This window comes from Beijerinckia indica subsp. indica ATCC 9039, assembly GCF_000019845.1.
In the GTDB taxonomy this organism is placed as follows: domain Bacteria; phylum Pseudomonadota; class Alphaproteobacteria; order Rhizobiales; family Beijerinckiaceae; genus Beijerinckia; species Beijerinckia indica.
Window position 1 is genome coordinate 3,533,922 of sequence record NC_010581.1, and the last position, 13,499, is coordinate 3,547,420.

Annotated in this window: 10 protein-coding genes; 4 read left to right on the forward strand and 6 right to left on the reverse strand. The window is 58.3% G+C overall.

Features of this window, described 5'->3' with window-relative positions; translation table 11 throughout:
• The first annotated feature begins 21 nt into the window (after positions 1–21).
• A complete protein-coding gene (locus tag BIND_RS15665; protein WP_012386001.1) occupies positions 22–3,192 on the forward strand; it encodes an efflux RND transporter permease subunit in 3,171 nt (1,056 codons plus the stop codon).
• A gap of 2 nt (positions 3,193–3,194) precedes the next feature.
• Entirely contained in the window at positions 3,195–4,463 is a 1,269-nt protein-coding gene (locus BIND_RS15670) for a lytic murein transglycosylase (RefSeq protein ID WP_012386002.1), read from the forward strand.
• A 101-nt stretch (positions 4,464–4,564) separates the two neighbouring features.
• On the opposite strand, the gene BIND_RS21435 is transcribed toward BIND_RS15670, so the two are convergent.
• From BIND_RS21435 to BIND_RS15685, 4 genes are all read right to left on the reverse strand, one after another.
• Positions 4,565–4,858, reverse strand: a complete 294-nt coding sequence (locus tag BIND_RS21435; protein WP_012386003.1) for a hypothetical protein — start codon at positions 4,856–4,858, stop codon at positions 4,565–4,567.
• Positions 4,859–5,246: 388 nt separating this feature from the next.
• Positions 5,247–6,842, reverse strand: a complete 1,596-nt coding sequence (locus BIND_RS15675) for a PEP/pyruvate-binding domain-containing protein (protein ID WP_012386004.1) — start codon at positions 6,840–6,842, stop codon at positions 5,247–5,249.
• A 31-nt stretch (positions 6,843–6,873) separates the two neighbouring features.
• Complete coding sequence (locus tag BIND_RS15680; protein WP_012386005.1) at positions 6,874–8,817, reverse strand: hypothetical protein; 1,944 nt, start codon at positions 8,815–8,817, stop codon at positions 6,874–6,876.
• Between the two features lie 297 nt (positions 8,818–9,114).
• Complete coding sequence (locus tag BIND_RS15685; protein ID WP_081433788.1) at positions 9,115–10,995, reverse strand: sigma-54-dependent Fis family transcriptional regulator; 1,881 nt, start codon at positions 10,993–10,995, stop codon at positions 9,115–9,117.
• A gap of 439 nt (positions 10,996–11,434) precedes the next feature.
• Here BIND_RS15685 and BIND_RS15690 point away from each other — a divergent pair, with 439 nt between their 5' ends.
• A complete protein-coding gene (locus BIND_RS15690; RefSeq protein ID WP_012386007.1) occupies positions 11,435–11,644 on the forward strand; it encodes a cold-shock protein in 210 nt (69 codons plus the stop codon).
• A gap of 104 nt (positions 11,645–11,748) precedes the next feature.
• Here the strand turns inward: BIND_RS15690 and cdd are convergent, their stop codons facing one another.
• Positions 11,749–12,165, reverse strand: coding sequence for a cytidine deaminase (gene cdd / locus BIND_RS15695; RefSeq protein ID WP_012386008.1), 417 nt, complete (start codon positions 12,163–12,165; stop codon positions 11,749–11,751).
• Between the two features lie 215 nt (positions 12,166–12,380).
• Here cdd and BIND_RS15700 point away from each other — a divergent pair, with 215 nt between their 5' ends.
• Positions 12,381–12,593, forward strand: coding sequence for a con-10 family general stress protein (locus BIND_RS15700; RefSeq protein WP_012386009.1), 213 nt, complete (start codon positions 12,381–12,383; stop codon positions 12,591–12,593).
• Between the two features lie 137 nt (positions 12,594–12,730).
• Here BIND_RS15700 and BIND_RS15705 read toward each other — a convergent pair whose 3' ends face one another.
• Entirely contained in the window at positions 12,731–13,027 is a 297-nt protein-coding gene (locus BIND_RS15705; RefSeq protein WP_012386010.1) for a con-10 family general stress protein, read from the reverse strand.
• Positions 13,028–13,499: the final 472 nt, after the last annotated feature.

A 13,499-nucleotide genomic window follows, 5' to 3' on the forward strand; every position in this document is an offset into this window, starting at 1 on the left:
CTCTTCATGAAATGAAGCGCCATGTTTTCCTCGATCTTCATCGATAGGCCACGCCTTGCCATCGTCATCGCCATTGTGATCACCATCGCCGGCGCGATTTCGATGACCCGGATTCCGGTATCACAATTCCCCGATATCGTGCCGCCGCAAGTGCAGGTCACGGCGCGTTATCCGGGTGCCTCGGCCGGCGTCGTCGAAGCCTCCGTCGCGCAGCCGCTCGAGGCACAGATCGTCGGCGTCGACAAAATGCTCTATATGAAATCAGCGAGCGGCGACGATGGCAGTTATACGCTGACCGCGACCTTCGATCTGTCGAGCAATCCCGACATCGATACGGTCAATGTCAATAATCGCGTGCAGACGGCCACGCCGCTCCTGCCGCCGGAGGTGCGCCAGCAGGGCCTGACGGTGCAGAAACGCTCGTCGGCGGTTTTGCAATTCATGATGCTCTACAGCGACAATGGCGCGCAGGACCCGCTGTTCATCACCAATTACGCGACGATCAACGTGCTCGATGAAATTTCGCGCACACCCGGCGTCGGCCAGGCGAGCCTCTTCGGCAATCTCAAATATTCGATGCGGATCTGGTTCGATACGAGCCGGCTTGTCAGCCTCAATCTGGCCCCTTCCGATGTGATCGCCGCGATCAGTAATCAGAATGTCCAGGCGCCGATCGGACGTATCGGCGCGAGACCCATTGCCGACGATCAGCAATTCCAGTTCAATCTGCAGACACTGGGGAGGCTGCAGACACCGGAGGAATTCGGTGCAATCGTGATCCGCGCCAATCCCGATGGATCGGTGCTGCGCGTGCGCGATGTCGCGCGGGTGGAAATGGGCGCCCAGAGCGAGGATGCCGAGGGCCGCTATTCCGGCAAGCCGGCGGTCGGCATCGGCATTTATCTGTCTCCCGGTGCCAATGCCGTGCAAACCGCGGCCGCCGTGGGCAAGGTCCTGGAACGGGTCGGCAAACGCTTTCCCGAGGGGTTGAAATCCACCGTCGTCTATGATGCGACGACCTTCGTGTCGGATACGGTACGCGAGGTCTTGCACACCTTGATCGAAGCTTTCGTCCTCGTCGTCCTCGTCGTCTTTCTGTTTCTCGGCAGTGTCCGCGCGACGGTCATTCCAACGATCGCCATTCCGGTCAGCCTCATCGGAACATTCGCCATCCTCCTCGCACTCGGCTTTTCAGCCAATACGGTCTCGCTGCTCGCTTTGGTTCTGGCCATCGGCATAGTCGTCGACGATGCGATCGTGGTTGTCGAGAATGTCGAGCGCGTGATGGAGGAGGAGCCGGATCTGACACCGGCCGAGGCCACCAAAAAAGCCATGGCGCAGATCACCGCGCCGATCATCGCCATCACCTTGGTCCTGCTCTCGGTCTTCGTTCCGATTGCCTTCATTCCTGGCACGTCGGGCGTCTTATTCCGTCAATTCGCGGTGACGATCAGCGCCGCCATGCTGATCTCGGCGCTCAATGCCTTGACCCTTTCGCCCGCGCTTTGCGCCATCGTTTTGAAACGGGGCCGGCCGCGGCGCGGCCTCATGCATCTCGTGCTGCAGGGCATCGACAAGGTCCGCGACGGCTATGCCCGCGTCGTCGTCAGGCTCCTGCGCTTTTCCTTCCTCGCCGTATTGCTTGTCCTCGTCTTCGGCGCGGGCATTTATGGCCTGTCCTTCAAGACGCCGACCGGCTTCCTGCCCGAGGAAGATCAGGGCGCCTTCTTCATCGCGATCCAATTGCCCGATGGCGCCTCGGTGGCACGCACCAGCGAGGTCATCAAGCGGGTCGAGAAAATTCTGCTCGGCATGCCGCAGGTCAAGGCGACTTTCGCCATTACCGGCTTTTCCCTCATCGATGGCGCCAACGAAGCCAATAATGGGTTCATGGTCGCCAATCTGAAGCCTTTCGAGGATCGCAAGGCCGCCATGGACTCGGCGCAGGCCTTGATCGCCCAGGTGTTCATGCGCGCCGCCACCGAAATCCGGACGGCCCGCGTCATCGCCTTCAACCTGCCGCCGATCATCGGCCTTTCGACCAGCGGCGGCTTCGAATTCATGCTCGAAGGGCTTGAAGGCCAGGAACCCGCCCAGCTCTCGAGCGTCATGCAGAGCCTGATCATCGGCGCCAATCAAAGGCCCGAGCTCACGCGCGTCTTTTCGACCTTTACCGCGACCAATCCATCGATCTTCCTCGAAATCGATCGCGACAAGGCGCAGGCGCTCGGCATCAATATTGCCGATCTGTTCAATGCCCTGAACACGACGTTAGGGGGCTATTACATCAACGACTTCAATCTTTATGGCCGAACCTGGCAGGTCAATATCCAGGGCGAGGCCGCCGACCGGCGCGATATTTCCTCAATCTGGCAGATCTATATCCGCAACAATAGGAATACGATGGTGCCCATGGCCTCGCTCGCCACGGTGCGCATGGTCCAAGGGCCACAGATCATCACGCGCTATAATAATTACCGCGCCATTCTCATTAACGGATCGCCCGCGGCAGGCGTTTCCTCGGGCTCGGCCTTGGAGGCCATGGGCACGCTGGCCGATCAGACGCTGCCCCCCGGCTTTTCCTTCGAATGGACCGGCACGGCCTATCAGGAATCACAGGTCTCCGGCCAGACGGGCTTCATCCTCGCCTTCGCCTTGCTGTTTGCCTATCTCTTTCTCGTTGGTCTCTATGAGAGCTGGGTCATTCCAGTGCCGGTCCTGCTCTCTGTCTCCGTCGCGGTGTTCGGTGCCTTTCTCGGCATTATCGTGGCTGGCGTATCGCTCGACCTTTATGCTCAGATCGGCCTCGTGGTGCTGATCGCGCTCGCCGCGAAAAATGGTATTCTGATCGTGGAATTTGCAAAGGAACAACGCGAGCACGGAGCCACGATCATCGAAGCAGCGGCCCTTGGCGCGGAAATGCGGTTCCGGGCCGTCATGATGACATCGCTCGCCTTCCTGCTCGGCCTCATTCCGCTGATTCGGGCGACCGGTGCCGCGCAATTGAGCCGCCGCGCGGTTGGCACGCCCGTCTTTGCCGGCATGCTGGCGGCCAGCACTATCGGCGTCTTTCTCATCCCCATGCTGTATGTGGTTTTCCAGAAAATGGTCGAACGCGTCAGCAGTGCAAAGCCGAAGACACAAAAGGTACTCGCGCAAACAGGCGAGCCGCCTGCCCCTCGTTCGGCCTGACCATGCCGACGGCAGGCCCCCCACCCCAACTCGTAAGCCGGCGGCATGCCAACGGCTTCCTGATGGGTTTTGTTGGGGGCCTTATCGCCAGCCTTTGCTCCCTCTCCCTTCACGCGGAGGGGGTCTCTTCTACCCCGTTAGCGAGCCGGTCCTCATTCGCCTCTTTTCTCGCGGGGCTTTGGCCGGAAGCCCAGAAGGCCGGGATCAAACGCCAGACTTTCGACTCGGCTTTCGACGGCCTCACCTATGATCCCGCCCCCGCGCGGGCGGCTATGGCGCAGCCGGAATTCGACCGGCCCTTACGCCTCTATTTCGCTCAGGCAGCGAGCCCCCCTCGGCGCGATCGCGGCCAAGTGTTACGCAAACAGTTCAATCCAGAACTGACCGCTCTGGAACAAAGATATGGCGTCCCGGCAGAGATCATCGTCGCCGCCTGGGGCATGGAAAGCGATTACGGGCGTCTGCGGGGCGACAATGACATTATCCGTTCGCTGGCCAGTCTCGCCTTCGCCCTGCCCGAGCGCCCTCTCTATCGTCAGGAATTGCTCGCCGCGCTTGTCATCCTCGACAGCGGACAGGTGAAACGCAATGACATGCGTGGATCTTGGGCGGGTGCCATGGGCGATCCGCAATTCCTGCCCTCCGCCTATCTCACCTATGGCATCGGTTTCGATGGAAAACCTTTTCCCGATCTCTGGCACAAGGCGGCCGATAGCCTCGCCTCGATCGCCTCATTCCTGGCGCGCTCCGGCTGGAAACCAGGCCTGCCCTGGGGGCTTGAAGTGCGCCTGCCACAAAATGCCGATCTCTCCTCCCTGCATCGAGATTTTTCCACCTGGACCAAGCTCGGCGTGGATGCGGCATCAAACGGCACCCTCCCCGTCAAAGGCGAGGCGACGCTGTTCCTGCCAGCCGGCCGCCAAGGCCCCGCATTTCTTCTCTCGGATAATTATTGGGTTCTGAAGCTCTATAATAATTCTGATGCCTATGCGCTTTCGCTTGCATGGTTGGCGCAGGAAATCAAAGGGGAAGGCGGTTTACGAGGCTCGTGGCCTGAGACTGGGCCGGAACTCAGCCGGAAGGAAAAGGCGGCAATCCAACAACGTTTGCAAAAACTTGGATTCTATCAAGGCACGCTCGACGGCCGTTTCGGCCAAGCCTCGCGCGATGCGATCCATGCCTATCAACTGCGTGTAGATCCGGGCAAAGCGGACGGCTTTGCCACGCAGGCCCTCTATCGGCAATTGCTGTCCGCCATGCCGGAACCGTGAGAGGCCGGTGCAGCCCTCCCCGTTCCGCACGTTTAAAAGGATTATCCGTTAGAACAATAAGATAAAGACTGTTCTCTGAAGCAATGGAAGCAGAAAGTAGTCTAGGATGTTTGAGTCAAAAGCGGACATCCCTTTTTAGACCAACCCTTTGTTTCTTCAAAGATCGGAAGCATCGGGCAGGGTTCAACCTGAATATCCGAGACTTCAGGAGCGTCCACTATTTTGGATTCAGGTCTCTCCAAAACCGAAACAGTCATGGCCAAGAGCATTTCACGATGAGCTATTCTTTCTTTGAGCGCCTCTCTTGCATCGGGACTGCACACATCGATCGAAGAGTGCAGATGAGAGAGACCATTCAGAAGCTCTGAATAAGCATTAAAAACCAAGCGTTTCATTGGCTTCTCTTCTCCCTTCCTGTATAAATTATTGCCATATTAGATTATATTTTAATATTTTTATCGGAATTTCCCATTTATTCCACATGCACGCAATAGCATAGAAAATAATTATGTAATATTATAACTCTATGAAGTTATAATATGGTAAAATACTCCTACACGGCCATGGAATACTTAATAAAAGCGGAGTATATTTTTATCACGGCGAGTAATGCTAAGCTCTCGCTTTTCCAGTAATATTAATATATGCGTAATACGTATTAGTCTCGCCCGCAATACCTTACAGGCACTTTTTAAGCCAGCTCAACCAAAAGTACCCTCCCCTTTTGGTTGAGGCTCTGCACGATCGGACATTCAATTAGATGCGTGGGCGAACTGTAAGCGCTTACGCTGGCACGCTTTCTTTCCAGCGCGCAATCTCCGACAGCTCCGCTTCCGGACGATCGATGAGAAGCTTGCCGCGTCCCGAGAAAATCGTCCCCGCCCCGCCATCGATGGAGAGCCAATCGCCTTCTTTGATCGGCAGGTCGTGCAAACGGGCTGTATGTCCGGCAACATCGACATTAAGGCCGGCGCAGCCGACCAGACAGGGTTTGCCTAATTGCCGCGCTACGAGTGCCGCATGGGCGGTGCGGCCGCCAACTGCGGTCACAATTCCCGCCGAGGCGGCAAAACCCGCGACGTCAGCGGTGCTGATTTCCGGCCGCAGGAGAATGACGGGATCTCCCGCTTTTGCCAAGCGTTGAGCGCTCGTGGAATCGAAAGCCGCGCGACCGATCGCGACGCCCGTGGAAGCGCCGGTTCCATGCCCCACAGGCTCGCCAACCGCGCTCAGTCTTTGATTGGCGAGATGTTCGATATCCCGCGTGAAATCGATATTTTCCAGCCGCTGCAACGCCTCCTTGGGCGTAATGAGCCCCTCCTTGACGAAGGCCACGGCGAAACGCAAAGCCGCCGCCGGTGTGCGTTTCGCACTGCGGGTTTGCAGAAACCACAATTTGCCGTTTTCAATCGTGAATTCGACATCCTGCACATCACCGAAGGCCTGTTCAAGCCGTGCGAGCGTCGCCACCAATTCCTTGGCGGCGGCGGGCACGGTACGCGCCAAAGCCGCTTCCGGTTCCGGCGTGCGGCGGCCAGAGACGACATCCTCGCCTTGCGATTCAAACAGGACATCGATTACCGGCGTCGCCGCGCCCGTCGATGGATCACGCGAAAAGGCGACACCGGCCCCCGATGTCAGCCCAACATTGCCGAACACCATGGCCTGGACCGTAACAGCCGTGCCGCCAAGCGCCTCGAGATGTTCCAGTTTGCGATAGGTTTTGGCTTTGTCACTTTCCCACGAGCCAAAGACCATGCGCGCGGCCGCCTCGACCTGGCGCATCGGCTCTTCCGGTATGAATCCGCCGTTGCTCTCGATCACCTGCAGATAGGCCCCGGCAAGCCGTTCCAGCGCCTCACTGTCGAGATCACCCGCATCAAGGACCCCTTCTTCGGCCATGATCTGATCGCGTCGTTTGCGCAAAAGCGCCTGATCAAGGCCAAGGACGACATCGGCATAGCTGTCGAGAAACCGGCAGCGACAATCCCAGGCAAAACGCGGATGACCGGTCTGACGCACGAGGCCCAACACAACAGAAGGCGTGCAGCCAACATCGAGCACGGTTTCCAACATGCCGGGCATGGACCGCGCCGCTCCCGAACGCACGGAAATGAGCAGCGGATGGCGGTGATCACCAAACCGTCTGCCGGTGGCCTCTTCGAGATAAGCGATCCCTTCTTCGAGACCCTTGACCAAGGCCTTTTCCGCCTCGGGCTCACTGCGCAGGATCGCGGAACAAAGCGTGATCGGCAGGACGAAGGCCGGCGGAACGGGAAGGCCGAGCGCAGCCATGCGCTCCAGATTGGCAGCCTTCGCTCCGATGAGATCTGCGGAATGTGCCTCGTTCGTTCCGGTCGCGATACGCACGATCTGCATGAAGAAGTTCCGATGATGGAGTTTGAAAAAATTATTTCGAGAGATCGGCCAGCACGTGGTCACGCAGCAGGCCACCCGCGCCAGCCAGCCGATCGGTCGCGCGTTCAAGGGCGCGCGCTAATTCCATGACGGAGAGAGAGGTCCGCAGATCGAAACTGCCGCGCAACACCAGGCGCGTGAGCGTGCGTTCGGCTTCATCCGCCCGATGTTCGTAATCGGCCAGTTGAACACAGGCCTCAAGCGCGTCCTCCGTATCGACACGCTGGCCTTGCGGAACATCCATGGCCGCGACGGCGCCGATGGCCATGGCCTGCGTGCTCCCCACCGCCGCCGCACTCAGATCGCCAAGCGGTTTCAACAGATCGGCCGGCAAATCTTCCGGAATCAGCGAGGCGATGAAGGCCGCTTGTTCGAATTCGTCGATCGTCTCTTCCACGCGGTTGACGAGGCTTTCAATCGCGCGGTCGGCATTGAGCCGGGCGATTTCAACCCGCGCCGCGACCGCCATGCGGTCGGCTTTCTCTTCGATATGCCGCGCATTCGCGGCCGCCCGGTCAGCATCGATCGCCTGCCCCTTGCTCCGCGCCGCGATCAAATGGGCGATAGCGTCAGCAATATCACGCGCAAGGCCCGCCTGGCGCACAACGATCGACAACAAAGAACTGTCGACGCTTTGCAGCCGCCGCATCAGATCGGCTTCGATGCGATCGCGCGCCAGCCGGACTGAACTGCCGGCGAGCAAGGTTTCGCTCGCGACGCGCAGCGCGTTTTTGAGGAAATCCACCGCCGCCTCACGGCCGAGCGCATGATCGAGACGCTCACCGAAGCCAATCCGTGTGGGCGTCGTATTGCGCACCGCCGAGGCGATAAGATCGCCACCGCCCAATTCGAGAAAGGCGCGATGGCCGAAACGGTTACGAGCCGCCCATTCGAGAATGTGTCCGGCATCGGCCTTGGACATCCAGGTCCGCAGGAGCTTGCGGGCCTTGTTCCAATCGATCAGAAACACCAGGCTGGAGCCAAGCGCCGCCAGGAAAGCGGAGCGATGCGCCTGATCTACCGCCGCAAAACGGCCGGTCGTGAGATAGAAAGGTTCCTCGTCGCCGATGCCTTGAGCGTCCTTGCGTTCAAGGCCGCTCCATTGCACGGCGAAAGCGTCGAACAAGTTGGCAAAGAATCGCGCGCGATCGAGATGCACATCCGTATACGTGATGGTGACAGCAGCCGGATCTATGGTAATGACCACCACATGCGCTTCGGTCTCTCCGATATCGTTCTGGATGACCAATTTGCCGGTGCTGCGCATGGCCGTGGTGGCGAGGCCCGGATGGTTGAATTTCAGTTTCCGGGTCGACTCCAACCCGCGCATGAAGGCCTCGACCAGGGGGCGATCCTCTGGCGTCAGACCATAGACATGAGCGCCGGCGCAAATCTCTTCCGCATGGGCCGCCGCAAGCTGGTTCAAGGCCTTATGGAGATCCATGACAAGGCGATGCAGACTATCCTCATGGTGTGCGGAAAGAGCACCCAATTGGGCGATCCGCGTCACGGCCATAGTGTCGGCGGGGCCCTGGTTTTCCGGCTTGTCTTTCAAGGCCGCCTGCAAGGCTGCAAGACGAGCAAGCCCGGCCTCACCGGCGGTCTGGTCTCCGGCCTTGACGGAATTGGCCATGGTCGTGACATCCTGCCAGATCGCGGCGGCGAGCGTGTCGAGGCCGGGCGCACTGATCCTGCCGGGATCCACAAGCCGCGCGTTCTGAACCAGCGTTTCCATCGGCAAGGGATCAATGCCGGCAGCGCGGCATTCATCCTGGAGGTCGAAGGGAGGCACTGTAGGGTTTTGGGCACGCCGGGCGGCTGCTTGCAGAACGGCAAGACGAAGCTTGACCTGATCGTTCGCGTGCAGACCATCCTGGATAAGCGATGGCAGGAGGATTTCACTCTCTCCAAGCCGTTCGATGATATCGGATTTCATCGGTGCACCCTGGGACCTTGGTGAATAATGATCCCCCTTGAACGATTCGTGCGTCAGCCGTGTGACAGTTGAATGACGCATTCTCCCTTATAGAAGATTGAAAATATTGAACCTGGAGCACCGGGCACGGCTCACGGTGAACGTCCAGCGTTCTGATCTAGTATCCACCCTCATTGAAGCGCGACTCGTCGCGGTTCAATGAGGGCAAGTGGATACAGTTTAAAAAGTGGCGTATCGAGAATCTATGATCTCGATACTGGGGCATCGCCTCAATCGATGGATAGGCCTGAGAACGAATCAGCGGCCCGTGCCCAACCCGAAATGCTTGATCCGGCGGTAAAGCGTCGCCCGGCTCATGCCAAGATGGCTGGCAGCTTTGGCGATATCGAAACCATCCTCGGCGAGTTGCCTTGCAATGACGTCTTTTTCTGCTTGTTGCAAAGTCCCGACAGGCGCCAACCGTTCCGTGCGGGACGGCAAATCGAAATCATGACTTTCAAGGCATGGCGCCGGGGAACTCGCAAAAGCCAGTTCAAGAACCTGCCGCAATTGGCGAAGATTGCCTGGCCATTCACAAGCCTCGATCGCGCTTCGCGCCGTAGCCGAGAGATCGCGGCCCAGCGCAATCTCTCGCACAAGCCGATCAATGACCAGGCTCTTGTCCTCGCGCGACCGCAAGGGCGGGAGATCGATCGGGAGCCCTTTGAGCCGGTAATAAAGATCCGCGCGAAAGGTTCGCGCGGTGACCAGGGCTTCGAGATCCTGTTGCGTCGCGCAGATGAGTGCGATTGTCGAAGCCCCCTCCCCACGCAAGCCTGCATGATTATCCAGCGCATGCACGAGGAAAGCTTGCAACGACAGCGGCAAATCACCGATCTCATCGAGAAAGAGCGTGCCACCTGCCGCTCGTTCGATCGGATCGGCGAGAGCGTTTTGCGCGAAAGAGTTTTGAGCAGGATAATCTTGAGAATTTAACAGCGCCCGGCAATCGACGCGGATGAAGGGGCGCTCGATGGGGCTCCTGATCGTCTCGTTCTTTTGGACCCTGTCCCCATGAATCGCACGCGCGAAAACTTCTTTCCCCGTGCCAGTTTCACCCGTGATGAGGAGTTTCGGTTTCAAACCCGCAGTGGCGCGGATACGCTGGACAAAGGCCTGCAAACGCCGATCATCGCCGGCCAAAGTATCAAGGAGTGAAGGCTCCTTGGGTGCAAGAGCCGGCGTGGTGGGACGCTTTCTCCGCGTTTCAAGGGGAGGCGAGAATGACAGGGCAGAACTCAGGGACAGAAAAGTCGCCGCGCCGTCACGAAGCAATGGCGCCTTGCCGGTCCCGGCGGATGGCCCTCCATCATCCCTGACAATCCCGATCCCTTGATCGATCAAGGCCTCATCGAGCCCGAGCTGCTGGCGGGCGAGCCGGCTCGCGCCCTTGAGCCGCCGGTCCTCGTCGAAGGCGAGCAGCGCCTTGCCCTCGATCGACTCCCCAAGCGAGACGATCCAGCAGGATCGATAGGCGTGCCGGAAACAGACAGCCTCGATCCAACCGGCGGCAAGCGTCGTCGCGCGTTGCGCGAAACCGACGATGCGGCTGTCGATCTCCTGGTTGAAGGCCGATATATCAAGACAGCCGATGATCGTCCCATCGGCATTAAAGAGCGGCGCAACGGTGCAGGTCAGGCCCGCGTGGCGGGAGCGGAAATGCTCGCCACGATGCACCGTGACCGGCCGTTGCTCGGTCAGGCACAGGCCGACGCCATTGGTGCCTTCAAGCCCCTCGCTCCAGACGGAGCCGGTCCAAAGCCCCCATTTCCGAAAGGCGCGCTCGTCATTTCCCGCCCGCGCGTTCAAGGTTATGCCATTGCCATCGGTGAGCATGACGACATAGCCTAGATCGGCGACCTGCCGATAAAGATCATCGAGAAGCGGCGTGGAGAGGGATAAAAGGGCGTCGAGCGGTTCCCGCGCCTCGCGCAATTCGCCGCGAGACAGGACGCGCGTCTCGGCCTGACGTTCGGGATCGAGCTTATGGCGATCGAGGCAGCGGCGCCAGGACGCAATGATCAAAGAGCCGACGGGTCCATCGCCCGTTTCCGCCCCACCGAATGAGGCGGTGAAGATCCGTTCCGCATGCGCCGTGGCGGCAACCGGCATTCTCCCATCCCCGGACCCCATTGGCATGGACCCTCCCCTCTTGATTTGCCCGCAGCGGCCTTTGATCGGCTCATATCCCGCGGGTAATTTTATGGGGCGGCATCATAAACATTGAAAACGGTGAAGTCGAGAAACGGGATTGCCTGGCCCGGCCGGATCAGCGCCTGTCATACGCAAGCTTAGCCGTGCCAAAATGAGCAGCAATAAGTGAACTGAATTTATTCATTGCGGTCTTGTTTTGCTTGTCATACGATCATATTTTAAAGAAATCGCTCATGACCTGCGTATTCATTTAGCAGATCTGAAAGCCGCGGGCGATGCTGGCCTTGCTTCAGGGTGAAGGGAAGGTCGGAGGCAGTGGGGCATGTGTAGCGGCGCGGGAGATTGCCTTCCAAGCCGCATTGCAATGCAGTGTCCCGCCAGTCGAGGCGGCGTCGAAGACATTATTTCTACGAGGAATTTTCCTATGTCTACAGGAACGGTGAAATGGTTCAATGCCGAGAAAGGGTATGGATTTATCCAGCCTGACGAGGGTGGCAAGGATGTGTTCGTTCATATCAGCGCCGTCGAACAATCCGGCCTGCGTCATCTGGCTGAAGGCCAGAAGATCAATTACGATGTCGTTCCTGATAAAAGGACCGGCAAATCCTCGGCGGGAAATCTGCGGGCAGCGTAATCCCGCGAGCCCCTGACGCCGGCTCAAGAGTGCCGGTTGATGCTCTAGCCGTTTCACCCGGTCTCTCTTCATGGCCCTGGCTCATTGCCGGGGCTTTTGTATTTTCAGTCCTGTTCGTCAGCATCGCGAGGACGATCGAGCGCAAATCCGTGTGGTAACAATTCGGCCATTGTATATGTAGCGCGATGCCCCTCTGGCCCTCCGACATGCACCAAAGTCTCCGGCGCCGAGAACTCATGAAGGCGTTGCCGACAGGCGCCGCAAGGCGTCGTATGACCTGCGCCATCTCCAAGAATGAAAATGGCGTCGATGCTCCGCTCTCCAGCCGTGATCATGGCCGCGATAGCGCCGGCTTCCGCGCAGGTTCCGACCGGATAAGCGGCATTTTCGACATTCACCCCGACAAATACGGCGCCTGAAACGCTGCGCACGGCCGCCGCCACTTTAAAGCGGGAATAAGGCGCATAAGCCCTGTCGAACACCGCCAAAGCCGCGCTCCAGAGTTCCTCCAGCGGATCCATTCCCTCCCCCTTTCCTTCGCATGGCCTGACAAGTCGAAAGGGATGGATGGGAACCCTCCCAGTCCTCATCGGTTAAGCTCCCAAATATTCCAGAAGCCACGTGGCGCGTCTTCTGGTTCCTCTCTCGAATTTTGCCCTTCGCCAAGCGGTGGGGAAATTCGGGATACTCCCGATGGTCGCGTTTGACGAGCATCGGCATCACAAGGGAGAGCGATATGTCGCAAGATATAAAAACATCGACATCCAATCGCGGATTTGCCTCCATGGATGCGGAAAAACAAAGGGAAATCGCGCGCAAGGGCGGACGCAGCGTGCCCAATGAAAAACGCAGTTTCTCGCAGAACCACCAGCTCGCCTCGGAAGCCGGCCGCAAGGGCGGCCAGTCCGCGCATGGTCATCGCCGGTCCGCTCAAGATATTCGCCATTAACGGCTGCCCCAATGATCAGCGGCGGCCTCGCTGCATAAGCGACTTTTATACAACGGACGTAAAAAAGGGCGGCGATTTCACATCGCCACCCTTTTTAAATTTTTCCGTCCGGCTCCACCGGACGACAGGTGTCGTTTTTAGCCTTCTGCAACGGCCACTTTGCGCGTGCCGCTATGGGAAGCATGACCACCCTTACGGCCGGCTTCCGAGGCGAGCTGGTGGTTCTGCGAGAAACTGCGCTTGTTGGGGTTAACGCTTTGGCCGCCTTTGCGGCCTGCCTCGGCCGCGAGCGCAGGATTTTGCGAGAAGCTGCGCTTTTCATGCGGCACGCTTTCACCGCCCTTGCGCGCGATCGCCCGCTGCTTTTCGGCATCCATGGACGCAAAGCCACGCGTCGATGTCGATTTTTTTGGAGATTCCAGGGTTTTTGTCATGCTTCCTCACAAAACTTTTATTTATTGATGAACCAACTAACGCTTAGCTTTTTGACTGGTTTCAGAAGAAAAAAAATTTTCAGGTAAAATCAAAGCCAAGCACAAGCTTTTACGATCAATACCTTGTAAAAATATGGGATGGTCGAGGCCCTTTGAGGAGGGGTCTCACAAGTTTTTCATGCGCCTTTTAATTCTCTCCTCCACAGTTCGAATTCATGTGGCATTCAGCGGCAGAAAGAGAGACTTCATGCCGGTGCAATGACCAAGGGCAAGCAAGCAAGTCCCAAGTAAAAGCCCAGGACATTCTTCCAACGGCATCACATTAAAAATGGACGTCCCTTTTGGAGGACATCTCCTTCCCTCGCGCCCGTAACCGGTCCGCGCGGATCTAAATGTAATTTTAACGTCTTTGGTTGCATCACGAGCTTCGCCGCATTCTTCTTTGGCAGCTATCTGGAATAAATTTCCACAA

Bases quoted from the DNA above. Each gene is read 5' to 3' on its own strand.
- BIND_RS15700 (WP_012386009.1), top strand. From the start codon at position 12,381: ATGTCGCAAGATATAAAAACATCGACATCCAATCGCGGATTTGCCTCC.
- BIND_RS15675 (WP_012386004.1), bottom strand. From the start codon at position 6,842: ATGCAGATCGTGCGTATCGCGACCGGAACGAACGAGGCACATTCCGCA.
- BIND_RS15690 (WP_012386007.1), top strand. From the start codon at position 11,435: ATGTCTACAGGAACGGTGAAATGGTTCAATGCCGAGAAAGGGTATGGA.
- cdd (WP_012386008.1), bottom strand. From the start codon at position 12,165: ATGGATCCGCTGGAGGAACTCTGGAGCGCGGCTTTGGCGGTGTTCGAC.
- BIND_RS15665 (WP_012386001.1), top strand. From the start codon at position 22: ATGTTTTCCTCGATCTTCATCGATAGGCCACGCCTTGCCATCGTCATC.
- BIND_RS15685 (WP_081433788.1), bottom strand. From the start codon at position 10,995: ATGCCAATGGGGTCCGGGGATGGGAGAATGCCGGTTGCCGCCACGGCG.
- BIND_RS15670 (WP_012386002.1), top strand. From the start codon at position 3,195: ATGCCGACGGCAGGCCCCCCACCCCAACTCGTAAGCCGGCGGCATGCC.
- BIND_RS15705 (WP_012386010.1), bottom strand. From the start codon at position 13,027: ATGACAAAAACCCTGGAATCTCCAAAAAAATCGACATCGACGCGTGGC.
- BIND_RS15680 (WP_012386005.1), bottom strand. From the start codon at position 8,817: ATGAAATCCGATATCATCGAACGGCTTGGAGAGAGTGAAATCCTCCTG.
- BIND_RS21435 (WP_012386003.1), bottom strand. From the start codon at position 4,858: ATGAAACGCTTGGTTTTTAATGCTTATTCAGAGCTTCTGAATGGTCTC.